The sequence below is a fragment of the Mycobacterium sp. IEC1808 genome (assembly GCF_002101935.1).
In the GTDB taxonomy this organism is placed as follows: Bacteria; Actinomycetota; Actinomycetes; order Mycobacteriales; family Mycobacteriaceae; genus Mycobacterium.
The window spans coordinates 48,012-70,702 of record NZ_LQPV01000015.1 but is presented as its reverse complement, the minus strand read 5'-3'; the positions used below and the strand labels follow the sequence as shown (position 1 = coordinate 70,702).

Below are 22,691 nucleotides of genomic sequence, written 5' to 3'. Positions count from 1 at the left end.
CCGTTTTTCGGATGTGACGCGTTCGGCGGCATAGCGAAAGCCCGTCTTGGGTACTGGCAAGGGAAGTAACGAATGGCCGGTCCAGCAGGGGGTTGGCACTTGTGATCGAAAGCGAGCGCGCACCGGTGACGGGAGGCTTCGGGGGGACGTACACCGACCACTCGGGTTTCGTTCATTCCGGGCTTCTTTACAGTTCGCAGGCGGAGTATCTGGACTTTGCGGTTCGCTTCGTCGCCGACGGGTTGGCGCGGGGCGAGGACGTTTTGGTGGCGGTGCCCGGCGCCAAGCTGGGCGGGCTGCGGGACGCGCTGGCCGGTCCCGGCGGCGGATTCCCGACGCAACTGCGGATGGTCGACATTGCCGAGATCGGCCGCAACCCGAGCCGCTTCATGGCCATGGAGGGTTCCTTCATCGACGAACACCAGGGCAAGCGGGTGCGAATTGTGAGCGAGCTCGCCTGGCCCGAACGCACCGACGAGGAAATCGTCGCCTGCTCCGAGCACGAGGCGCTGGTGAACTCGGCCCTCGACGGATACCCGGCGACCGTGTTGTGTCTTTACGACGCGAGCGAGCTCGGTGACTCGGTGCTGGCGGATGCCCGCGCGACGCACCCGCTGCTGTGGAGCCGTGGCGCGCTGCACCGCAGCGCCGAATACGCGCCCGACGAGGTCTTGGATCGCTGCAACCAACCGCTCGTCGCCAAGCCGGGCGCCGTCACGTACATGGTCAGGAAGTCGGCGGACCTGCGGCCCGCCCGCTCGTTCGCCGTCGACTACGCCGGCTGGGTGGGAATGTCCCAGGAGGGCATCGAGGATCTGCAACTGATCGCGACGGAGCTGGCCAGCAACAGCCTGATGTACACCGACGGAGCCTGCCGGCTGGCGTTCTGGCGCGAAGACGAGCACCTGGTTTGTGAGGCGCGCGACACCGGACGGCTGGGCAACCCGCTGGTGGGCCGCCTGGACCCCGGCCCGAGCGGCCCGGCCAGTCGCGGTCTGTATCTGGTCAACGCCATATCTGACCTGGTCCGCACGCACACCACGCCGGCCGGGACGACGATCCAGGCCTACCTGCGGTTCGACGCGGCGCCCGGGCCTAACGGATAGGGCATCATCACGAAAGCGCTTGTCCGGCAGTGAGTTACCGGGCCGCGCGAAACGGATTTGCATTGCCGGCCCGCGACGTCTAATCTCGGCGCTCGTGCGTCTTCTTCAGCGTGCCGTAGTAGCCAGCACCCGCAGCGGGGTCTGATCCCAGACCGACCCCCCGCTGTGGGTCGGAAGCTACTACCGTCGGTCGCTCCTGCTGATCAGAGAAGACCGAGACCGTGGCTCTTACCAAATCCCTTCCTTCTTTAAGCGAGCACTTCGGCGCCGCCCTGCCGCGCGGGCTGCGCGAGGAGGCCGGCGCGATGTCGTGGGAGGCCTTCGTCGCCACCTACGGCCGCACGGCCGGCCCGCTGCGACTGGGGCACTGGGCCTGCACCGACACCGAGCGGCCCGCCGGGCGGCTCGGGCCCCAGGCCCGCAACTTTCGGGCGATGATCGCCGTCGGTGACCACATCAGCACGTCGACCGCCGCCGCCAGCGGTCCGATCGCCGCCCTCACCGCGATGTTGCACGAGCGCGGGATCACGGTGGAGATGCTGCGGTTTCACCAGATCCGTTGCGGCGCGGCCACGGCCACGTTTATCCGCGGCAGCAACGGGATTCGCGCCGAGTGGGCGATGGGCCTGTCGGAGGATCCGACCCAGTCGGCGTTGCGCGCGGTGATCGCGTGCGCCAACCGGCTGATCGCCTGACGGTGCCGAGCAGACGCAAAAGCCCCGAGTTTCGGCGTTCACTGGAATCCGCCGCCTCAAATGGGGACTTTTGCGTCTGGTGGCGAGGGGACTAGAGCGGGCGCAGCACGATCGGCATGCCGTCCTTGGGCACCGGCATGCCGCCGTAGTCCCACTCGGCCTGGTAGCCCGGGCGGGGCAGCTCAAGTCGGTAGCGGCGCAGCAGGCGGTGCAGGATCGACTTGATCTCCAACTGCCCGAACACCATTCCGATGCACTTGTGCGCGCCGCCGCCGAACGGAGTCCACCCGTAGCGGTGCCGCTTGTGCTCGCTGCGCGGCTCGGTGAACCGGTCCGGGTCGAATTTCAGCGGGTCCGTCCAGAGTTCCGGCAGCCGGTGATTCATCCCCGGATAGGCGATCACGTTGGTGCCCTTGGGAATGTAGTAGCCCAGCAGGTCCGTGTCGCGCACGGTCTGACGCATCGCCCACTGCACCGGTGTCACCAGCCGGATCGACTCGTTCATCACCAGGTCCAGCGACTCGAGCTTCTCGAGGGAGTCGATGTCGAGCGGCCCGTCGCCGATCAGGCGGTCCGACTCGTCGCGGCAGCGCTCCTGCCACTCCGGGTGGGCGGCCAGCTGGTAGACCATCGTGGTGGCGGTCGACGTCGACGTGTCATGCGCGGCCATCATCAGGAAGATCATGTGGTTGACGATGTCCTCGTCGGAGAACTTGTTGCCGTCCTCGTCCTCGGTCTGGCACAACACCGACAGCAGGTCGTTGCCGTCCTTCCCGCGCTGTTCCTTGACGCGCTCGCGGAAATAGTTCTCCAGCAGTTCGCGCGCCTTCAGGCCGCGCCACCAGGTGAACGGCGGGACACCCGTGCGGATGATCGCGTTCCCGGCGCGGGTGGTGACCGTGAACGCCTTGTTCACCTTGGTCACCAGCTCGCGGTCGGTGCCCGGCTCGTGGCCCATAAACACCATCGAGGCGATGTCGAGGGTCAGCTCCTTCATCGCCGGATAGAGAAGGAATCGCGCGTCGTTGACCACCCAGTCGTTCGCGACCGTTTTGGTGATGACCTTGTCCATCTGCTCGACGTAGGAGACGAGCCGGGACCGGACGAACGCCTCCTGCATGATGCGCCGGTGGAACATGTGCTCTTCGAAGTCGAGCAGCATCAGCCCGCGGTGGAAGAACGGCCCGATCACCGGCACCCAGCCCTGCTGGGAGTAGTCCTTGTTGCGGTTGGAGTAAATGACCTGTGCCGCGTCAGGGCCCAACGCCGCGACCCCCGGCAGGACCGGCGAGTCTCCGAACACGACCGGGCCCTTGGTCTGGTAGAGGAACAACAGATAGTCGGGTCCGCCGCGCAGCATCTCGATGATGTGCCCGAGGACCGGCAGCCCCGCGTCGCCGAGGACCGGCTTGAGTCCGCTGCCCGGCGGCGGGTCGGCGAGCTTGTGCTCCGGAAACTGCGTGTTCAACAGCCTGCGTTCGACCAGGCCCATGCCGGGGAAGTTGTTGAACGACGGCGTCAGCCGCCTGCGCGCCTGATCGAGCAGGTAGTTGGGGGTGCTGATAGTGGCGGCCATGAAACTCCTTCGCGCTCCTTTGCGGGCCCGGGGCGGGTGACAGCGGTCACTGATTCATACCTTCGGGAAAAACTTGACGGCTGTCAAGTTTGCTTTTCCTGTGGCGTGGTGCAAGGTCGATGGCGTGAGCAGCCATGCCGACTCGGACCCGGGCGAACCGGCCATTCGCCGCCGGGGCGACAAGCATCGGCAGGCGATCATGCAGGCGGTGCGCGACCTGCTCGAGGAACAGCCCTTCTCGGAGCTGTCGGTGAGCACCATCAGCCTGCGGGCCGGGGTGGCCCGCTCGGGCTTCTACTTCTACTTCGACTCCAAGTACGCGGTGCTCGCCCAGATCATGGCTGACGCCGCCGAGGAACTCGAAGAGCTCACGCAGTACTTCGCCCCCCGCCAGCCGGGCGAGTCGCCGGAACAGTTCGCCAAGCGGATGGTCCGTAGCGCCGCCGCGGTCTACGCGCACAACGACCCCGTGATGGCGGCTTGTGAGGTGGCCCGCCACACCGACGTTCAGATTCAAGAGCTCCTGGAGCGGCAGTTCGAGGTGGTGCTGGGCCAGATCACCGCGATCGTCGAGGCGGAGATGAAGGCGGGGACGGCGAACCCGATCAGCGACGACATCCCGGCGTTGGTGCGCACCCTGGCGGGCACCACCTCCCTGACGCTGAGCGGCGACCCGCTGCTCGCCGGACGCCAGGGTCACCAAGACGACCTGGAGCGCCGGGTGCGCGTGCTCGAGCAGCTGTGGCTGAATTCGCTCTGGGGTGGCGGCCCGAAGTAACGCGGTAGGGTCACGGCCATGGGGCCAAGGCTTCCGAGGACGTCGGGGCGGTATTTCGCGGGGAAGCGGTGCCTGGTCACCGGCGCGGCGAGCGGGATCGGGCGCGCGACCGCCCTGCGGTTGGCCGCGCAGGGCGCCGAGCTGTACCTGACCGATCGCAACGCCGACGGCCTCGAACTGACCGTGGCCGACGCCCGCGCCCTCGGCGCTGCGGTGCCCGCCCACCGCGCACTGGACATCGCCGACCATGACCAGGTGGCTGCCTTCGCCGCCGACATCCACGCCGAGCATTCGACGATGGATGTCGTGCTGAACATCGCCGGCGTGTCGGCCTGGGGCACCGTCGACCGGCTGAGCCACGAGCAGTGGAGCAAGATGATCGCGATCAACCTGATGGGTCCGATCCACGTCATCGAGGCGTTCGTTCCCCCGATGTTGGCGGCCGGCCGGGGCGGGCACGTGGTCAACGTGTCGTCGGCGGCGGGGCTGGTGGCGCTGCCGTGGCACGCGGCCTACAGCGCGAGCAAGTTCGGGTTGCGCGGCCTGTCCGAGGTGTTGCGCTTCGACCTGGCGCGCCACCGTATCGGGGTGTCGGTCGTGGTGCCGGGCGCGGTGAAGACCCCGCTGGTGGACACGGTCGAGATCGCCGGGGTGGACCGCGAAGACCCGCGGGTCGCCCGCTGGGTGGACCGCTTCAGCGGTCACGCGGTGTCGCCGGAACGGGCGGCCGAGAAGATCCTGGCCGGCGTCGCGAAGAACCGCTACCTGATCTACACGTCGGGCGACATCCGTGCGCTGTACGCGTTCAAACGGCTGGCCTGGTGGCCGTACAGCGTGGCGATGCGTCAGGTCAACGTGATCTTCACGCGCGCGCTGCGTCCCGCCCCGGCGCCGCTAGTCCGGCATGGCCAGCTCGAGTCGCACGCCGAGTAGGCGAATGGGCCGGTCCAGTTCGAACAGGTCCAGGAGGCGCAGGGCGGCTTGCGTGATGGTGTCCGCGTCTGTGGTGGGAGCGGGCAGCTTGCGGATTTTGGTGCGGGTGTAGAACGTCGCGGTCCGCACGGTGACGGCCACGCGGGTGACGATCCGGCCCCCCGCCAGCACGTCGTCCAATGCCTGGCGCGCCAATCGCGTTATGGCCGAATCCATTTCGGCCCTGTCGGTGAGGTCGCGCGGAAAGGTGACGACGTGACTGCGCGAGCGCGGTATCCACGGCTCGGCGCTGACTTCCGCGTCCCCGCCGCCCTTGGCCAGCAGCAGCAGCCACAGGCCGGTGCGCGGGCCGAACGTGGACGTCAGCAGTTCCGCGTCGGCGTTCGCAAGGTCACGCACCGTGGTGATATCAAGGGCCGCAAGCTTTTTCGCCGTCTTGGGGCCGACGCCCCACAGCGCGTCGACCGGGCGGTCCGCCATCACCGTCATCCAGTTCGCGTCGGTGAGCGCGAAGATGCCGGCCGGTTTCGCGAAGCCGGTGGCGACCTTGGCCCGCTGTTTGTTGTCGCTGATGCCGACCGAGCAGGACAGTCCCGTTTCGGAGGCGACGACCGTTCGGATCTGTTCGGCCACCTCGGCCGGGTCCCCGCCCCGCACGCCGATGTACGCCTCGTCCCAGCCCCACACCTCGACCGGGTGCCCCAGGTCGCGCAGCAGGCCCATCACCTGATCGGAGGCCGCGTCGTAGGCGGCCGGGTCGGACGGCAGGAAGGTGGCGTCGGGGCACCGGCGGGCGGCGGTGCGCAACGGCATGCCGGCGTGCACACCGAATTCCCGGGCCTCGTACGAGGCGCAGGTGACCACCTTGCGCGGTTCGGTCGGATCACCGCTGCCGCCGACGATGACCGGCAGCCCGGCCAGCTCGGGGTGGCGGCGCAGTTCGACCGATGCCAGAAACTGGTCGAGGTCGACGTGCAGGACCCAGCTCATCCGGTCCTCACCGCCCGCAGAGCTTGCGCGCCAGGCTTTCCCACGCGTCGCACAGCGTGTCCATGGTGTGCCCACCGCCATTGAGTTGGTGCTCCACGTAATCGGCGTCGAGCAGCGCCAGCAGGGCGTCGGTCTGGACGTCGATATCACCGGTGGTGCCCGCCGAGGCCAGCAGCACCCGCACGTGCGTGCGCTGCACGGCGCCCGCCCCGGCGTGGCGCAGCTGCGGATCGCGGTTGGCCGCCGACAGCAGCTCGTGGTGGGCATGGGCAAAGCGAATCCGCTCCCGGCCGAAGGCGACCAGCCGGTCCATCGGTGGCGCGTCGGGTCCCAGCGGCGGCGGGCCGAACAGAAACGCCTGCTGGCTGGCCCGCTCGTCCTCGTCGAGCAGCACCATCATCAGGCCCGCGCGGCTGCCGAAGCGGCGGAACAGCGTGCCCTTGCCGACCCCCGCGGCGGCGGCGACGTCGTCCATTGTGACGGCGTCAGCGCCGCGCTCGGCGACCAGCCTGCGGGCGGCCTGAAGCAGGAGCGTGCGGTTGCGCGCCGCATCGCCCCGTTCCTGGGGAACCGACACGGGCAACTCGCGCGACCGCTCGACACTGCTCACATCCGCACTTTAACGCTGCCGGAATAAACCGGACCATAGTCCGGTTGGGGCGTGCAAGGATGGTAGACCAACGGCCGAAGGGAACTAAGGTGGCAGAGATCCAAATCGTGGCGTTCGTGGGTAGTTTGCGCGCGGCATCGATCAACCGCCAGATCGCCGAGCTGGCGGGGGCGGTCGCTCCCGACGGCGTCAACGTCACGATCTTCGAGGGGCTGGCTGAGGTGCCCTTCTACAACGAGGAGATCGACGACGCGATGAACCCCGACGCCCCGCCGCTGGCCGCGGTGAGCGCGCTGCGCGCTGCGGCGGCCGACGCCGATGCGGCGCTGGTGGTCACCCCGGAGTACAACGGCAGCTTCCCGGCGGTCGTCAAGAACGCGATCGACTGGCTGTCGCGCCCCTTCGGCGACGGCGCGCTGAAGGGCAAGCCGCTGGCAGTCATCGGGGGGTCCTTCGGCCAGTACGGCGGGGTGTGGGCGCACGACGCGACCCGCAAGTCGTTCGGGATCGCCGGTGCCCGGGTGATCGAGGATCTCAAGCTCTCGGTGCCGTTCAAGACCCTGGACGGCAAGGCGCCCGGCGAACACGCCGAGCTCTCGGAGAACGTGCGCGACGTCGTCGGCAAACTGGCGGCCGAAGTCGGCTGAATTTAGCGAGAACCCACAAGCCGCTCGCCGGCCACCAGCGACGTTTCGCTAACCGAATAGCCAAAGCCGCCAGCCCGCGCTGGCGGCTTTGCTGGTGATCGGACGGGGATAGGCGGGGTCGCCGCTCGTGCCGCCTTCACCCGCTCGTTGTCGGTGGCCGCTGATATACCGGATGGCGTGGGCTTCCCGAGACCGATCTGTGATCTGCGACACGCCGAGCGGATGTCGTGTGGAGCCTTACGACCAGGGAATTTCAAAATTGTTATTCAGAACATCTTGTATCTAGACAACTTGTCGGCCACTAGGTGTAGTGTTTCGAGGCACCGGCAGATCCCAGGATCCCCACGCTGGCCGGGCTTGGGGACCTCCCCGAATCGGCTCGAAGAGGTCGAAGCAGCGCCTTCGGCTTCCAGCGCCGCAAGACGGGAATCTGGGGCCCTGGCGGGCCGCTGAAACACAGCGAAGACGCAGTTCGTTGCAGTACCCGAGTAGTTGCCAGTCCGTTACAGGTTCTCCCCTTCCGCAAAGGAGCGGCATCCATGAGCATCACCGTCTATACCAAGCCCGCGTGCGTGCAGTGCAGCGCCACCTTCAAGGCCATGGACAAGCAGGGCATCGCCTACCAGAAGGTCGACATCACGCTGGACGCTGAGTCGCGGGACTACGTGATGGCGCTGGGCTACCTGCAGGCTCCCGTCGTGGTTGCCGGGAACGACCACTGGTCGGGTTTCCGCCCCGACCGCATCAAGGCGCTCGCGGAGTCGGCGCTGAGCGCCTGAGCAATAGCGGCAGACGTTAGGTAAGGAAGGTTGCGGTGCCATGGGGATCACTGGGCCCAACCTCGGTTGGATGAGTGACGACCCGCTTCGCCCGGCTGCGCCGAGCTTGCGATCGTCACTGGTCTATTTCTCTTCCGTGTCGGAGAACACCCACCGCTTCGTGCAGAAGCTGGGTGTTCCCGCCACGCGGATACCGCTGCACGGGCGCATCGAGGTCGATGAGCCGTATGTGCTGATAGTGCCGACGTACGGCGGCGGCCTGCGCAACCCGAGCATCGCTGACATGGAGCGCGGGGGGTATGTCCCTAAACAGGTCATCGCCTTTTTGAACGACGAGCACAACCGGTCGCTGATCCGCGGCGTCATCGCTGCGGGCAACAACAACTTTGGTACCGAATTCGCCTACGCGGGAAACGTCATCTCCCGCAAGTGCGGCGTTCCCTACCTTTACCGCTTCGAACTGATGGGGACCCCGGACGACGTGGATGCCGTCCGCGCCGGTCTCGCCGACTTCTGGAAGGAACAGACGTGCCACCAACCGTCACTGCAGAGCCTGTAACCGCCGCCGCTCGCCCCTCCCTTCCGGGGTGCCCGCCGGAGACGGACTACCACGCGCTGAACGCGATGCTGAATCTGTACGACGCGGACGGCAAGATTCAGTTCGACAAGGACGTTCTCGCGGCGCGCCAGTACTTCCTGCAGCACGTCAACCAGAACACCGTGTTCTTCCACAATCAGGACGAGAAGCTCGACTACCTGATCCGCGAAAACTATTACGAGCGTGAGGTTCTCGACCAGTACTCGCGCAACTTCGTCAAGTCGCTGCTGGACCGCGCCTATGCCAAGAAGTTCCGCTTCCCGACGTTTTTGGGCGCGTTCAAGTACTACACCTCCTACACGCTGAAGACGTTCGACGGGAAGCGTTACCTGGAGCGCTTCGAGGACCGCGTCGTCATGGTGGCGCTGACGTTGGCGTCCGGCGACACCGGGCTGGCCGAGAAGCTGGTCGACGAGATCATCGACGGGCGGTTCCAGCCGGCCACTCCGACGTTCCTGAACTCGGGCAAGAAGCAGCGCGGCGAGCCGGTCAGCTGCTTTCTGCTGCGCATCGAGGACAACATGGAGTCGATCGGGCGATCGATCAACTCCGCCCTGCAGCTGTCCAAGCGCGGCGGGGGAGTTGCGTTGCTGCTCTCCAACATTCGCGAGCACGGCGCGCCGATCAAGAACATCGAGAACCAGTCCTCGGGCGTCATCCCCATCATGAAGCTGCTCGAGGACTCGTTCTCCTACGCCAATCAGCTGGGCGCGCGCCAGGGCGCCGGCGCGGTGTACCTGCAGGCGCATCACCCCGACATCTACCGCTTCCTGGACACCAAGCGGGAGAACGCCGACGAGAAGATCCGGATCAAGACGCTGAGCCTCGGCGTGGTGATCCCCGACATCACCTTCGAGCTGGCCAAGAAGAACGAGGACATGTACCTGTTCTCGCCGTACGACGTCGAGCGCGTGTACGGGGTGCCGTTCGCCGACATCTCGGTGACCGAGAAGTACTACGAGATGGTCGACGACGCGCGCATCCGCAAGACCAAGATCAAGGCGCGCGAGTTCTTCCAGACGCTGGCCGAGCTGCAGTTCGAATCGGGCTACCCCTACATCATGTTCGAGGACACGGTGAACCGGGCCAACCCCATCGAGGGCAAGATCACGCATTCGAACCTGTGCTCGGAGATCCTGCAGGTGTCCACGCCGTCGTTGTTCAACGACGACCTGTCGTATGCCAAGGTGGGCAAGGACATTTCGTGCAACCTGGGGTCGCTGAACATCGCCAAGACGATGGACTCACCGGACTTCGCCCAGACGATCGAGGTGGCGATCCGTGCGCTCACCGCCGTCAGCGACCAGACGCACATCACTTCGGTGCCCTCAATCGAGCAGGGCAACAACGATTCCCACGCGATCGGCCTCGGGCAGATGAACCTGCACGGCTACCTGGCCCGCGAGGGCATTTTCTACGGCTCCGAGGAAGGCATCGACTTCACCAACATCTACTTCTACACGGTGCTCTACCACGCGCTGCGGGCCTCGAACCGCATCGCGATCGAACGCGGCACGCATTTCAAGGGTTTCGAGAAGTCGAAGTATGCGAGCGGCGAGTTTTTCGACAAGTACACCGAGCAGGTGTGGGAGCCGGCGACCGACAAGGTGCGCCAGCTGTTCGCCGACGCCGAGATCCGCATCCCCACCCAGGACGACTGGAAGCGGCTGAAGGAATCGGTCCAAGCGCACGGCATCTACAACCAGAACCTGCAGGCGGTGCCGCCCACCGGGTCCATCTCCTACATCAACCACTCCACGTCGTCGATCCACCCGATCGTGTCGAAGGTCGAGATCCGCAAGGAGGGCAAGATCGGGCGGGTCTACTACCCGGCGCCCTACATGACCAACGACAACCTGGAGTACTACCAGGACGCCTACGAGATCGGCTACGAGAAGATCATCGACACCTACGCCGCGGCCACCCAGCACGTGGACCAGGGGCTGTCGCTGACCCTGTTCTTCAAGGACACCGCCACCACCCGCGACGTGAACAAGGCGCAGATCTACGCCTGGCGCAAGGGAATCAAGACGCTGTACTACATCCGGCTGCGCCAGATGGCGCTGGAAGGAACAGAAGTCGAGGGCTGCGTCTCCTGCATGCTGTGACGCCAGGGCCCGACCCGCTCAGTGCGCGGTGAGGCCGTGCGCGTCCAGCAGGATCTCGGCCGCGGCGCGGGTACTGGGAGGGACCGGCGCCGACTTCATCACCGCCTGGCAGATCGCGCCGTCGAAAAGCATCAGCAGCTGCTCGGCGAGCACGTTCGGCTTCTTCGCCCCCCCGGCCCGAGCCTGGCGAGCGAAATACCGGTTGAGGCGCAGCTTGTGATCACGCGCCACGTCGCGTGCCGGATGGTGCGGATCGGCAAGCTCGGTAGCCACGTTGACGAACGGGCAGCCGCGGAAGTCCGGCGCCTTCGACCATCGGGTCAGCGCGTCGAAAACGTCAAGGATCTTCTGGCGGGGCGGCGCCGCGCCGTCGCCGACGGGAATGTAGCGCTCGAGGATGGCCGGACCCTGATCGGCCAGCGCCGCCGCCACCAAGGCGTCCTTGCCGCCGAAATGCTGGTACAGGCTGCGCTTGGAGACTCCGGCGTCCGCGCTGATGCGGTCGACGCCGATCGCACCGATGCCCTCTCGGTAGAACAGGTCGGCCGCGGTGTCCAGCAGCTTGCGTCGAGCGGTCGGTAAAGCGGGCATGATTCGAGTCTAGCCAAAGGAAACAGGTCTGTGTACCATCACCGGTACGTCATGGTACACAGACCTGTTTACGATGGAGCGCGGGCCGATGGCTGACCACTTCAACATCCTTGTCACGGGAGCGAGTTCCGGGATCGGTCGCGCGGTCGCGATCGAGCTGGCCCGGCGCGGGCACACGGTGTTCTGCGCGGCGCGCCGGAAGGCCGCCCTCGATGATCTCGCCGCCGCCCACCGCGGCCTGGTGGCCGTGCCGTTGGACGTCACCGACGAGGAGTCGATCGCGACCGCGCGGTCGCTGATCGATTCGGCGACTCGGGGCGCGGGCGTCGACGTCCTGGTCAACGCGGCGGGTTACGCGCTGACGGGTCCGATCGAGACGCTGCCTGGCCGGGAAGTGAAACGGCAATTCGACACCAACGTGTTCGGCTTGCTCGCGGTGACCCGCGCGGTCCTGCCCGGCATGCGGGCGCGTCGCGCCGGCCGCATCATCAACATCAGCTCGATCGTCGGGCGCACGAGTTTTCCCGCCATGGGCGTCTACGGGGCAACCAAGTATGCGGTCGAGGCGCTGTCCGATTCCCTGCGCATGGAATTGGCTCCGATCGGCATCGAGGTTGTCCTCGTCGAACCGGGCTTTGTCGCGACAGACATCGTCGACGCGTCGACGCGCGAACGCGGGGACGTCGCGGTGTCTACCGATGGCGCCGCCGAGGGATACGGACCGCTGATCGAAGGGGCCGACAGGTTCCTGGCCAAGCAAATGAAGCAGGCCATGCCGGCGTCGGCGCTCGGCCGCACGATCGCCAACGCGGCCGAAGCGCGCCGCCCGCGCACCAGATACGTGGTGCCGATCGGCGCCAAGGGACTGGTCGCGGTCTTCACGCGGTTGCCGGACCGCCTCGCCGACGCCGTCAAGCGCCGCGCGATGGCCGGCTGAGCCAGCTCCGACGCGCGGCATTTCCGGTCTGCCCAGGTCAGCGGCCCACGGGGGTAAAGTGCTTGACGTGGTGAGAATCGCTCGACCGTCCAGGCCCCATCCCAGCGTGAAGCCCGGGGTCAAGGTCGACGCGCGCAGCGAACGGTGGCGCGAACACCGCAAGAAGGTGCGCGGCGAAATCGTGGATGCCGCGTTCCGCGCCATTGACCGCCTGGGCCCCGAGCTGAGCGTGCGGGAGATCGCCGAGGAGGCCGGCACCGCCAAGCCCAAGATCTACCGGCACTTCCACGACAAATCCGACCTGTTTCAGGCGATCGGCGAGCGGCTGCGCGACATGCTGTGGGCGGCGATCTTCCCGTCGATCGACCTCAAGACCGATTCGGCCCGCGAGGTGATCCGCCGCGCCGTCGAGGAGTACGTCAACCTGGTCGACCAGCACCCCAACGTGCTTCGGGTCTTCATCCAGGGCCGTTCCGCGGCGAGCCCCAAGATCCTGGAGGAGGGCCGCGGGATCACCCTGGCCGTGGCCGACATGTTCGACAACGAGCTGCGGGAGATGGAGCTGGACCACGCGGCGATCGAACTGGCCGGGCACGCGGCCTTCGGATCGGCCGCGTCGGCCACCGAGTGGTGGCTGGGCCCCGAAGCCGACAGCCCGCGGCGCATGCCTCGCGAGCAGTTCGTCGCCCACCTGACGACCATCATGATGGGCGTCCTCGTCGGCACGGCCGACGCGCTGGGCATCGCGATGGACCCCGACCAGCCGATTCACAGCGTGGTGCCCAGCAACCCCGCCGCCAGCTGAGGACCTTCGGCACGTTGACATCGTCCCGGCGATCGTCAAAACTCGCCCTATTCGATACCCTGGGTACTGGGTATTTGCGCTAACCAACAGGAAGACCGATCCGCCGTGACCGATGCCATGACACAAGCCGATCCGACACAACAGGCGCAGGAGCCGGTGCACACCCGCGCCCTGATCATCGGGACCGGATTCTCCGGCCTGGGCATGGGCATCAAGCTGCAACAGCAGGGCGTTGACTTCGTCATCCTGGAGAAGGCCGACGACGTCGGCGGCACGTGGCGCGACAACAGCTATCCCGGCTGTGCCTGCGACATCCCCTCGCACCTGTACTCCTTCTCCTTCGAGCCCAAGCCCGACTGGAAGAACCCGTTCTCGTATCAGCCCGAGATCTGGGACTACCTCAAGGGGGTCACCGAGAAATACGGGCTGCGCCGCCACATCGTGTTCAACTCGCTGGTCGACCGGGGCCACTGGGACGACGACGAGAACCGCTGGCACGTCTTCACCACCGACGGGCGCGAGTACGTCGCGCAGTTCCTGATCTCCGGGGCCGGCGCGCTGCACATTCCGTCGTTCCCCGACATCGAGGGCCGCGACGAATTCGCCGGTCCCGCTTTCCATTCCGCGGAGTGGGACCACAGCGTCGACCTGACCGGCAAGCGGGTGGCCGTGATCGGCACCGGCGCCAGCGCGATCCAGATCGTGCCCGAGATCGTCGGGAAGGTCGCCGAACTTCAGCTCTACCAACGCACCCCGCCGTGGGTGGTGCCGCGGTCCAACCCCGAGCTGCCCGTGGCGCTGCGCCGGGCCATGGAGAATGTTCCCGGCCTGCGCGCGGCGGTACGCCTGGCGATCTACTGGGGCCAGGAGGCGCTGGCCTTCGGCATGACCAAGCGGCCGAACGCGCTGAAGATCATCGAGGCCTACGCGAAATACAACATCCGGCGCTCGGTCAAGGACCGCGAGCTGCGCCGTAAGCTGACCCCGCACTACCGCATCGGTTGCAAGCGAATCCTGAACTCCTCCACGTACTACGGCGCCGTCGCCGACCCCAAGACCGAACTGGTCACCGACGGCATCACCCGGATCACGCGCGACGGCATCGTCACGGCGGACGGCAAAGAGCGCAAGGTGGACGTGATCGTCTACGGCACCGGCTTCCACGTCACCGACTCCTACACCTACGTCCAGATCAAGGGGCGGAACGGCGAGGACCTGGTCGACCGCTGGAACCGGGAGGGCATCGGCGCGCACCGGGGCATCACCGTCGCCGACGTGCCGAACCTGTTCTTCCTGCTGGGGCCCAACACGGGGCTCGGCCACAACTCCGTGGTGTTCATGATCGAATCCCAGATCCACTACGTCGCCGACGCGATCGCGAAATGCGACAAGCTGGGCGCCCAGGCGCTGGCCCCGACCCGCGCCGCGCAGGACCAGTTCAACGACGAACTGCAGCAAAGGCTTTCGCAGTCGGTGTGGAACAGCGGCGGCTGCAGCAGCTGGTACCTCGACGAGCACGGCAAGAACACGGTGCTCTGGGGTGGCTACACCTGGGAGTACTGGCGAGCGACCCGCGCGGTGAAGCCGGAGGAATACCAGTTCTTCGGGGTCAACACGGGCTCAGGCGCCAATCGCCGCGCGGCGGCCGTGGGGGGCTGAGCTTTTCGCGAAGGACCGAAGGTTCAGGCGCACAATGCGATCCAGAACCCGGTCCGATACGACACGGCTGATCCGCAGCAGGACCGCGGCGTCCCGGCCGATCGTGTAGCGAGTCCGCGGGCGCGACGCAGTCGCGGCCTTTACGATCACTTTGGCGGCGTGCTCGACCGAAACGCCGTCCTCGCCGAACGATCGGGCTTGGGCGGTGACGGCTGCGGCGAGATCCTCATAGCGTGCGAGCTGTGCGGCGGTCATGTTGGCCATCAGCCCCTCCGCGGTGGCGATCCCACGCTCCGCCATCTCGGTTTTGACGGCGCCGGGTTCGACGACGACGACCTTGATACCGAGCTCGCCGACCTCGCGGCGCAGGGCATCGCTGACCGCCTCCAGCGCGAACTTCGAGCCGGCATATGCGCCGTACGTCGGCAGCACGACCTTCCCGCCGATGGAACTGATGTTCACGACGGTGCCCGAGCTGAGCAGCAGTGCCGGCAACAACGCCTGCGTCATCGCGATGTGTCCGAACAGGTTGACCTCAAACTGCTTGCGCCACTCGGCCATTGGCAGTGTCTCCACGGGCGCGTTGATCGCGATCCCGGCATTGTTGACCAGCGCGCGCAGCGGACGGCGCAGCGGATCGTTCGCGACGCGTTCGGCGATCGCGGCCACGTCCGATTCGACGGTGATGTCCAGGATGCGCGGCTCCAGCCCGTCAACCGCTAGCGCTACGGCGTCGGCTTCGCGGCGTACGCCGGCGAGCACGTGAAAACCCTTGCGCGCCAGTTCCCGAGCCGTCGCCGCGCCCATCCCCGTCGACGCGCCGGTGACGACGATCAGCTCGTTGCGGTCGGCGCGATTCGAGGAATTCATGGCTGTCTCCGTCCGGTGAATGCATCTGAGTTGACGTTGTCAACTGAAGCTAGGCGTTTGAGTTGACGTTGTCAACTGGGCGTCGGGCTTATGCTCTGCGGGTGACGAGTCGAGCGGAGAGCGCTGCGGCGACACGTCGTTCGCTGCTCGAGGCCGCCGAGGTCTTGCTGGACCTCGGTGGAGTGGAGGCGGTGACGCTGCGCGAGGTGGGTGCGCGCAGCGGCGTGTCGCGTTCGGCGGCGTATCGCCACTTCGCCGACAAGGAGGCTCTGCTCGCGGTGGTCGCGACCAACGCCTTGACCGACCTGGGCGATGCGCTGGAGGCGTTGGCCAACAGCGGGGACCCGCCGGAGGAGTCGTTGCGATCCGGCCTGCTTTCGCTGATCGCCATCGGCCGCACCCGGCCTCACCTGTATCGCTTGATGTTCACCCCGCCGGCGGGTGATCCGGCCGCGGCGATGCGGGCGGCCGAACGCGCTCAGGATCTGTTCCTCGACATCATGGGCCGCATTGTCGGACCACAGCAGGCGCGCCGTTATGGGGCCGTGGTGCTGACCAGCGCCCACGGCATCACGGGCCTGGATCTGAGCGGCCACATGGACTTGGACAAGTGGCACACCAACGCCGAGGAACTCGTCGACACGCTCATCGCGCTGTTGCCAAAAGCTCGATGAACGCTTGCGCGGCCGCGTCGACGCCGGCCGCGTCGTCGGTGGCCACCAGGTCCAGCAGCAGCCCACGGGTGACGGCCAGCCCGAGCCTCGCCATCGCGGCGTCGTAGGCAACCCCGGCGGCGGCCGATTCCACCTCGCGCAACCAGCCGTCGACGGCGCCGGGAACCATTCGCGTGAAAGGCTTTTCGCCCTGGGCGGCCCGCGAATAGCACTCGAAGAAGAGGCGCTCCAGTTGGCGCAATTCGGGGCGACGAAGGTCGGCCCACATCGCGGCGAAGCCCTCGGCCGGGTTCTGCGGCAGGTCGGGGACGAGGGCCATCTGGCGACGCTCGGCCTCCTCGACGATCGCGATCAGCAGGTCTTCGCGAGAACCGAAGTGGTGCAACAGCATCCGGTGACTGGTGCCGACCGCGGCGGCGACATCGCGAAGCGACCGATCGCCGATGCCGTTCGCGGCGAACTCGTCGAAGAGCGCATCCAGTAGTTCGCGGCGCCGCTGTCGGTCAGGCGTGCGGGCCATTGGCGCGGCTGACCTGTTCAGACCGGGCCTTGAGGCCCTTGGCCTCCATCTCGAGGAAGCGCTGGGTCCGTTTGGCCGTCAACCGCCCGACCAGCGCGCCGAGGAGGCCCCGCTGGTCGAGTTCCTGGCGCACCAGAGTGCGTCCGCCGGGCAGGGCGGTGACGTAGTGGCGCGCGGTCACCTGCACGCCGGGGGAGCGGGTCACCCAGGTCCAGGAGGTGCCGGGATCGATCTCGGCGACCTTCCAGATCAGCTTCTGCAGGCCGGGTTGCTTGATCGCGAACCGCCTGCCCACGGCCAGGGCCGAACCGTCGCGCCCGGTCAGGGAGGTGACCGACGCGGTCCACTCGGGCCAGTGTTCGACGTCGCTGAAGACGTCCCAGACGACCTGCGGCGGCGCGTCGATCTCGATGCTGTCTTCGGTAAACATGTACCAAATGGTACATGTTAGTTCCGGCTTTGCCTATGCCCTTGCGACGCGGGCGTTGAGGTGCTTGAGGGCCGCCTCGGCTCCGTTCCAGCCGGGGATGCCCGTCACCCCCGGCCCGGGGTGCGTGCACTGACCGCACAGGAAGAGCCCGTCGACCGGGGTGGCGAACTTGTCGGCGCCCTCGACGACGCGGCCGGTCCACAGCTGGTTGGGCTGCAGCAGGCCGTGCGAGTAGTCGCCGGCGTGCGCGCTGAAGGTGCTGCCGAAGTAGCGGTTGGAGAACACGACGCGGTTGGTGACGGAGTCGGCGAACCCTGGCGCGAAGCTGTCGAAGATGCGCACGCAGGTGTCGGCGTATTGCTCCTTCCAGCTTCGGTTTTCGTCGGCGTCCAGCCCGGTGGGGAAGTACGGGGTGAAGATGGTCGCGCTGTGCTTGCCCGCCGGCGCCAGCGACGAGTCGACCATGCTGGGGATGTACAGGTAGGTGGGCGGCGCGTCGGGAAGCTGCCCCTTGCGGTATTGCTCCCACGCGTCGCTGATGTACTCCGGCGACGGGGCGTAGGCGACGGTGGGACACCATTGGCCGTTGTCGTGCATGTAGGGCTGCAGCCGCTCGATCCATTGGGGCGCTTGGTCGATGGTGAGATGCGCCTGGATGTAACCCAGGTTGAAGTTGATCTCCTTGATCTTGCGGATGTAGTCGGGCGGAAAGTTCTGCGCGCCGGCCAGATTCACGAAGGTGGTGTACGGGTCGAGCGACGAGAGCACCGCGTCCGCGGAAATCGTTGTGCCGTCGCGCAATTGGACGCCGGTGGCGCGCCCGTCGGTGACCAGGATGTCCTTGACGTGCTGCTTCATCTGCACCTCGGCGCCCAGTGACTCGGCGCGCCGGCACAGCGCGGCGCTGAGCGAGCCGATGCCCCCGCGCGGCATGATGTATTCGACGTTGCCGCCGCCGATCAGGTAGTGGTACAAGGTCGATGCGTTCGAACCGGGGGTCCACGGACCGCCGTCGAACGCGTCGATCGACATCGCCGCCAGCGAGCCCTGGATGCAGCGGCCCTGGTCGGGCGCCAGGAACCGCCGGACCGTGTCCATCGTGCTGCCGTACCACATCTGGGCGAAATCGTGGCGGTCCTCGGGCGTCGGCTGGGAGGCGATCACCTCGATGATGTCCAGCGGCGGTCCGAACGCGGAGTCGACGAAATACGGTGCGAACCGGCCGATGTGGGCGAACAGGGACCCCAGCGCCGCCGCCGTGTCGGCGCCGTGGTCGTCGAGCAGGTGGCGCGCCATGCGCTCGAGGTCGTTGTACATCACGAACGGGGTGTCCGCGGCATCGCCGAACGTGCACGTCGACGTCCACTGATCCATCAGCTCGAAGCCCCACTTGGTGAGCTCGAGCCGTTCGGTCATCTCTTGCCGCCAGATCAGCACGGCCCAGGCGCCGACGCTGTGCTTGTATCCGTCGAAGAGTTCGCGGGTGGCGGCCATCCCGCCGAGGAAGTGTGCTCGTTCCAGGACAAGCACTTTCGCGCCGCCCTTCGCCAGCACGTTGGCGGCGACCAGACCGTTGTGGCCGGCCCCGATGATGATCGCGTCGTAGTCAGCCATTCCGATCCGCCTCCGATCAGGTGATCCCCGCCTGACCCGCACAATGTCACAAATGACATATTTGCGTCAAGGGTGACATTGGGTGCAAGCTTGCATCCGTGGCACCGTCAACCAGCGGCCAGCGTGTTGGCACGTCCGAAGTGAGCCGCAGCGCACGCACGCGTCAGGCACTGCACGAGGCGGCGATGCGCCGCTTCGTGGCCGACGGCGTGAACCAGACCAGCGTCGCCGACATCGCCGCCGACGTCGGCGTCACCGAACGGACGTTCTACCGGCACTTCGTGTCCAAACACGCGGTGCTCTTCGCCGACTACGACATCGGCTTCGAATGGTTTGCGCGCGCCCTGGCGCTGCGGCCGCACGGGGAGCCCATCACCCAGTCGGTGCGAAAGGCCGTGGACGCCTTCCCCTTTGACTTCGAGATGGTCCGCGAGGCCGCCATCATCCGGTCGCGCGACTTGGACCAGGAAATCATCACCGGCCACATTCGGCGGCTGCGTGATCAGCTTGCGGCCGAGATCCAGCGCTTCATCCGGCGACGATCCGCGATCACCGCCGACGGCGCGATGATCGCCGACATCGCCGCGCACAGCCTGGCCAGCGCGGTGTTCATCGCGCTGGAAACGTGGATGGCCAAGGGCGTGCACGAAACCGACGACCTGAGCCGGCTGACCGACATGGCGCTGAGCGCGCTGGAGGACGGCCTGACGCACACGTTGCGCAAGGCCGGGTTGGACTGACAGCGCGACACGCAAACACAACTTATTGTGTTGCCGCGGGTTGTCGGACCCCAGGGGTAGTGTTTGTGGCCTAGACATCGAAGTCAAAACCGGCTGGTGAAGTGGGGTTCTGGTGACTGAAAACATGAAGCTGATCGATCGGACCTCGGCGATCAACTGGAACCGGCTGCAAGACGACAAGGACGCCGAGGTCTGGGACCGGCTGACGGGCAATTTCTGGTTGCCCGAGAAGGTGCCGGTCTCCAACGACCTCCCGTCCTGGGGAACCCTGACCGCCGGCGAGAAGCAGCTGACGATGCGGGTGTTCACCGGGCTGACGCTGCTGGACACGATCCAGGGCACGGTCGGGGCCGTCAGCCTGATCCCCGACGCGCTGACCCCGCACGAGCAGGCCGTCTACACCAACATCGCGTTCATGGAGTCGGTGCACGCCAAGAGCTACAGCTCGATCTTCTCGACGCTGTGCTCGACGGCCGAGATCGACGACGCCTTCCGCTGGTCGGAGGAGAACCACAATCTGCAGCGCAAGGCCGAGATCGTCATGCAGTACTACCGGGGTGACGAGCCGCTGAAGCGCAAGGTGGCCTCCACGCTGCTGGAGAGCTTCCTGTTCTACTCCGGGTTCTACCTGCCGATGTACTGGTCGAGCCGGGCCAAGCTGACCAACACCGCCGACATGATCCGGCTGATCATCCGCGACGAGGCCGTGCACGGCTACTACATCGGCTACAAGTTCCAGCGTGGCCTGGCCCTGGTCGACGAGGCGAAGCGCGCCGAGCTGAAGGACTACACCTACGAGCTGCTCTTCGAGCTCTATGACAACGAGGTGGAGTACACCCAGGACCTCTACGACGAGGTCGGGCTGACCGAGGACGTCAAGAAGTTCCTGCGCTACAACGCCAACAAGGCGCTGATGAACCTCGGCTACGAGGCCCTGTTCCCGCGCGACGAGACCGACGTCAACCCGGCGATCCTGTCGGCGCTGTCGCCCAACGCCGACGAGAACCACGACTTCTTCTCCGGCTCTGGCTCGTCGTACGTGATCGGCAAGGCCGTCGTCACCGAGGACGAGGACTGGGACTTCTAGAGCTGCGGTTGTCAGCGAAACGGCGACGCTGCAAGGTCCCCGCGCGGCCCCAAAAGTTCACGGGGTGGGAGTCGACCAAAACTTCCTAAAAACAAACTTTTGCCCTTCTTTATCTGGTCTACTCATGACGTCGGGCCCAAGTTTTCCTACGACCTTCTCGCGCTGCGCGCGGCGACGCATTGGGGGGGGTTTGCCGACCGATGTCCGGGGCGAGGTATCGGCCGAATAGGCCTGACAAGTACGAGCGGATCAGGGCGTTGCTGTGGCAACGGGGACGGTTACGCGCCGCACAGCGGATCATGGCCGTTGTCTGCGCGGCGGCGGCGTTGCCGCCGTTGACCGTGTTGATCAGCCAGTACCGGCCGAGCGCAGCCGCGGTGGTCATCGGCGTGCTCACCGCCGCGTTCACCATCGGCATGACGGCTTTCTGGCTGATGCGTTGGCCAACGCGACGGCAGTCAGAGGCCACCGCCGCCGTTGGCGTGCTGTTGGTCGGTGGATGGAGCTTGGTCCAGCCCACTGCGGCGCTCTCCGTCCTGGCCTGTACCGCCACGACGGTCACGGGGGCCTACAGCGCAATATTTCACCGTCAAAAGGTGGTGGTGTTCCATTCCGCGGTGGCAGTCGCGGTCGCGCTGGCGGCGCTGGCGCGCCTGGCCGGTGACGTCGGCATCGCCGCGGCGATAGCGGCGTTCTGGCTGATCACATTCGTCAATGTGTCTATGGTGCTTGGCGCTTGGGGCATGTCGCAGGCGATGGGAGGGTACGCGCAGCGCTCGGAAGAGGATGCGCTCACCGGCCTGCTGAACCGGCGCGCATTCGTCGAGACGGTCGGTAATCGGGTTGCTAACGCGTCGCGTGCGCACACCCATCTGACCGTGGTGATGCTCGATCTCGACAACTTCAAACGCATCAACGACACCCACGGTCATTGTGTTGGCGACGATGCGCTCCGAGCGGTGAGCGGGCTGCTGATCGAGCACACCCCTCCCGACGCCGTCGTCTGCCGCGCCGGCGGCGAAGAGTTTCTCATCGCGCTGACGTGCGCGACCTCCGAGATAGAACCGCTGGCGGCGCGGATTTGCGCTGCCCTGACCGGCCTTTCCCCGAAGATGACGGCGAGCATCGGCACCGCCAGCGCCGAGTTGACATCGTTGAGCGTTCGCGAGAGTCACGCCCGCATCGAGGAGCTGATCGCGATCGCTGACGGCGCGATGTACGCCGCCAAACGCAGCGGCGGGAACCAGGCTCGCCACGCGAGCCGGGTAGCCGGGCCGAGCACGGCCCGTCCGACGCGAAGCGCCACGTCGTCGGCGGCTCCGGCTCGCGGTGCATGATCGGCAAGGCCGTGGTCGCGGTCGGGCAGGATGTGTGGAATGAGCAGTGACGACAGTGTGGGCGCGGCGGACTTCCGTCGCGCATTGGCGCTCATCCAGCACGGCGAGCGCGGCGATGAAGCGGGCATGCGCGTCATCGTCGACGATGAAGTCATCCCGGCTGGCCGGCTGCCGCAGCTGATCCGCGCCACCGTGTCGATCCTTTGGCAACTGGTGGCTCAGCTCTGCGACCCGGACGAAGTCGCGGAAATCGGCGAAACCCTGGCCTTGGCGTCGACCGACGACGAGATCGGTCTCGACCGTGACAACCGGCTCGTGGCCCGGATGTCCATGGCACAACATTCGGGGGATCCCAGCGCTGAGTATGCAGTGCTCCGCGACGCCGCCACGGCGCCCGACGGTCTGGTACGCCTCGCGCTCACCGCCGCCGGCGTCGTCTCCGCGATGTTGCCTCAGTTACGCACTGCTGCCGGCCGGCAGTTGATCAACAACTTGGCGATGCAAGCCCTGCGCGAGGAGAACAGTTGATAGGCAGGCGCGGGATCGGTTGATGCTCGTCGTACGTGATCGGCAAGGCCGTCGTCACCGAGGACGAAGACGGGGACTT

Annotated in this window: 24 protein-coding genes; 16 read left to right on the top strand and 8 right to left on the bottom strand. The window is 66.6% G+C overall.

Annotation, left to right across the window (positions count from 1 at the left end; translation table 11 throughout):
• The first annotated feature begins 125 nt into the window (after nt 1-125).
• Nucleotides 126-1,106 carry a sensor histidine kinase gene (locus tag AWB92_RS08980; protein WP_142282023.1) on the top strand — a complete coding sequence of 327 codons (981 nt, stop codon included), beginning with the start codon at nt 126-128 and terminating at the stop codon, nt 1,104-1,106.
• A 221-nt stretch (nt 1,107-1,327) separates the two neighbouring features.
• Nucleotides 1,328-1,801, top strand: a complete 474-nt coding sequence (locus tag AWB92_RS08975) for a homocitrate synthase (RefSeq protein ID WP_085185013.1) — start codon at nt 1,328-1,330, stop codon at nt 1,799-1,801.
• A gap of 91 nt (nt 1,802-1,892) precedes the next feature.
• Here the strand turns inward: AWB92_RS08975 and AWB92_RS08970 are convergent, their stop codons facing one another.
• The gene (locus AWB92_RS08970; protein ID WP_068175962.1) at nt 1,893-3,377 is read right to left on the bottom strand and encodes a cytochrome P450; all 1,485 of its coding nucleotides are present in this window, start codon (nt 3,375-3,377) and stop codon (nt 1,893-1,895) included.
• 124 nt (nt 3,378-3,501) lie between these two features.
• On the opposite strand from AWB92_RS08970, the gene AWB92_RS08965 reads away from it, so the two are divergent.
• Nucleotides 3,502-4,155 carry a TetR/AcrR family transcriptional regulator gene (locus AWB92_RS08965; protein ID WP_085185161.1) on the top strand — a complete coding sequence of 218 codons (654 nt, stop codon included), beginning with the start codon at nt 3,502-3,504 and terminating at the stop codon, nt 4,153-4,155.
• Between the two features lie 18 nt (nt 4,156-4,173).
• Nucleotides 4,174-5,088, top strand: a complete 915-nt coding sequence (locus AWB92_RS08960) for an SDR family oxidoreductase (RefSeq protein ID WP_085185012.1) — start codon at nt 4,174-4,176, stop codon at nt 5,086-5,088.
• Here the strand turns inward: AWB92_RS08960 and AWB92_RS08955 are convergent.
• Nucleotides 5,050-6,078, bottom strand: a complete 1,029-nt coding sequence (locus AWB92_RS08955; RefSeq protein WP_085185011.1) for a DNA polymerase IV — start codon at nt 6,076-6,078, stop codon at nt 5,050-5,052. The genes AWB92_RS08960 and AWB92_RS08955 overlap by 39 nt on opposite strands.
• 7 nt (nt 6,079-6,085) lie before the next feature.
• Complete coding sequence (locus AWB92_RS08950; RefSeq protein ID WP_085185010.1) at nt 6,086-6,688, bottom strand: TetR/AcrR family transcriptional regulator; 603 nt, start codon at nt 6,686-6,688, stop codon at nt 6,086-6,088.
• A gap of 59 nt (nt 6,689-6,747) precedes the next feature.
• Here AWB92_RS08950 and AWB92_RS08945 point away from each other — a divergent pair, with 59 nt between their 5' ends.
• From AWB92_RS08945 to nrdE, 4 genes are all read left to right on the top strand, one after another.
• Complete coding sequence (locus AWB92_RS08945) at nt 6,748-7,335, top strand: NADPH-dependent FMN reductase (protein ID WP_085185009.1); 588 nt, start codon at nt 6,748-6,750, stop codon at nt 7,333-7,335.
• Between the two features lie 539 nt (nt 7,336-7,874).
• Nucleotides 7,875-8,114 (top strand): redoxin NrdH, encoded by a 240-nt coding sequence (locus AWB92_RS08935; RefSeq protein ID WP_068100267.1) that lies wholly within the window; start codon nt 7,875-7,877, stop codon nt 8,112-8,114.
• 70 nt (nt 8,115-8,184) lie between these two features.
• The gene (gene nrdI / locus AWB92_RS08930; protein WP_085185008.1) at nt 8,185-8,673 is read left to right on the top strand and encodes a class Ib ribonucleoside-diphosphate reductase assembly flavoprotein NrdI; all 489 of its coding nucleotides are present in this window, start codon (nt 8,185-8,187) and stop codon (nt 8,671-8,673) included.
• On the top strand, nt 8,643-10,820 hold the full coding sequence (gene nrdE / locus AWB92_RS08925) for a class 1b ribonucleoside-diphosphate reductase subunit alpha (RefSeq protein WP_085185007.1): 2,178 nt from the start codon (nt 8,643-8,645) through the stop codon (nt 10,818-10,820). The genes nrdI and nrdE overlap by 31 nt, the downstream gene beginning before the upstream one ends.
• Before the next feature lie 18 nt (nt 10,821-10,838).
• Here nrdE and AWB92_RS08920 read toward each other — a convergent pair whose 3' ends face one another.
• A complete protein-coding gene (locus AWB92_RS08920) occupies nt 10,839-11,411 on the bottom strand; it encodes a TetR/AcrR family transcriptional regulator (protein WP_085185006.1) in 573 nt (190 codons plus the stop codon).
• A gap of 88 nt (nt 11,412-11,499) precedes the next feature.
• Between AWB92_RS08920 and AWB92_RS08915 the strand changes: the two genes are divergently transcribed.
• From AWB92_RS08915 to AWB92_RS08905, 3 genes are all read left to right on the top strand, one after another.
• A complete protein-coding gene (locus tag AWB92_RS08915) occupies nt 11,500-12,348 on the top strand; it encodes an SDR family NAD(P)-dependent oxidoreductase (protein ID WP_085185160.1) in 849 nt (282 codons plus the stop codon).
• Between the two features lie 76 nt (nt 12,349-12,424).
• Nucleotides 12,425-13,153, top strand: coding sequence for a TetR/AcrR family transcriptional regulator (locus tag AWB92_RS08910; RefSeq protein WP_142282021.1), 729 nt, complete (start codon nt 12,425-12,427; stop codon nt 13,151-13,153).
• Between the two features lie 117 nt (nt 13,154-13,270).
• A complete protein-coding gene (locus AWB92_RS08905; protein ID WP_142282020.1) occupies nt 13,271-14,812 on the top strand; it encodes an NAD(P)/FAD-dependent oxidoreductase in 1,542 nt (513 codons plus the stop codon).
• Here the strand turns inward: AWB92_RS08905 and AWB92_RS08900 are convergent.
• Complete coding sequence (locus tag AWB92_RS08900; protein WP_085185003.1) at nt 14,774-15,682, bottom strand: SDR family NAD(P)-dependent oxidoreductase; 909 nt, start codon at nt 15,680-15,682, stop codon at nt 14,774-14,776. The genes AWB92_RS08905 and AWB92_RS08900 overlap by 39 nt on opposite strands.
• Nucleotides 15,683-15,783: 101 nt before the next feature.
• On the opposite strand from AWB92_RS08900, the gene AWB92_RS08895 reads away from it, so the two are divergent.
• Nucleotides 15,784-16,356, top strand: coding sequence for a TetR/AcrR family transcriptional regulator (locus tag AWB92_RS08895; RefSeq protein ID WP_085185002.1), 573 nt, complete (start codon nt 15,784-15,786; stop codon nt 16,354-16,356).
• On the opposite strand, the gene AWB92_RS08890 is transcribed toward AWB92_RS08895, so the two are convergent.
• The 3 genes from AWB92_RS08890 to AWB92_RS08880 are packed head-to-tail and all read right to left on the bottom strand — an operon-like array spanning nt 16,328 to nt 18,920.
• Complete coding sequence (locus AWB92_RS08890) at nt 16,328-16,876, bottom strand: TetR/AcrR family transcriptional regulator (protein ID WP_085185001.1); 549 nt, start codon at nt 16,874-16,876, stop codon at nt 16,328-16,330. The two genes, AWB92_RS08895 and AWB92_RS08890, sit on opposite strands and share 29 nt — an antisense overlap.
• Nucleotides 16,860-17,306: an SRPBCC family protein gene (locus AWB92_RS08885; protein WP_085185000.1), complete on the bottom strand. Its 447-nt coding sequence runs from the start codon at nt 17,304-17,306 to the stop codon at nt 16,860-16,862. Before AWB92_RS08885 ends, AWB92_RS08890 begins: the two co-directional genes overlap by 17 nt.
• Before the next feature lie 33 nt (nt 17,307-17,339).
• The gene (locus AWB92_RS08880) at nt 17,340-18,920 is read right to left on the bottom strand and encodes an NAD(P)/FAD-dependent oxidoreductase (protein ID WP_085184999.1); all 1,581 of its coding nucleotides are present in this window, start codon (nt 18,918-18,920) and stop codon (nt 17,340-17,342) included.
• Between the two features lie 140 nt (nt 18,921-19,060).
• Here AWB92_RS08880 and AWB92_RS08875 point away from each other — a divergent pair, with 140 nt between their 5' ends.
• The 4 genes from AWB92_RS08875 (at nt 19,061) to AWB92_RS08860 (ending at nt 22,612) form a co-directional block, all read left to right on the top strand.
• Nucleotides 19,061-19,660: a TetR/AcrR family transcriptional regulator gene (locus AWB92_RS08875; protein WP_085184998.1), complete on the top strand. Its 600-nt coding sequence runs from the start codon at nt 19,061-19,063 to the stop codon at nt 19,658-19,660.
• A gap of 112 nt (nt 19,661-19,772) precedes the next feature.
• Complete coding sequence (gene nrdF, locus AWB92_RS08870) at nt 19,773-20,747, top strand: class 1b ribonucleoside-diphosphate reductase subunit beta (RefSeq protein WP_142282007.1); 975 nt, start codon at nt 19,773-19,775, stop codon at nt 20,745-20,747.
• Between the two features lie 200 nt (nt 20,748-20,947).
• On the top strand, nt 20,948-22,084 hold the full coding sequence (locus AWB92_RS08865) for a GGDEF domain-containing protein (protein WP_085184997.1): 1,137 nt from the start codon (nt 20,948-20,950) through the stop codon (nt 22,082-22,084).
• 39 nt (nt 22,085-22,123) lie between these two features.
• The gene (locus AWB92_RS08860) at nt 22,124-22,612 is read left to right on the top strand and encodes a hypothetical protein (RefSeq protein ID WP_085184996.1); all 489 of its coding nucleotides are present in this window, start codon (nt 22,124-22,126) and stop codon (nt 22,610-22,612) included.
• Nucleotides 22,613-22,691: the final 79 nt, after the last annotated feature.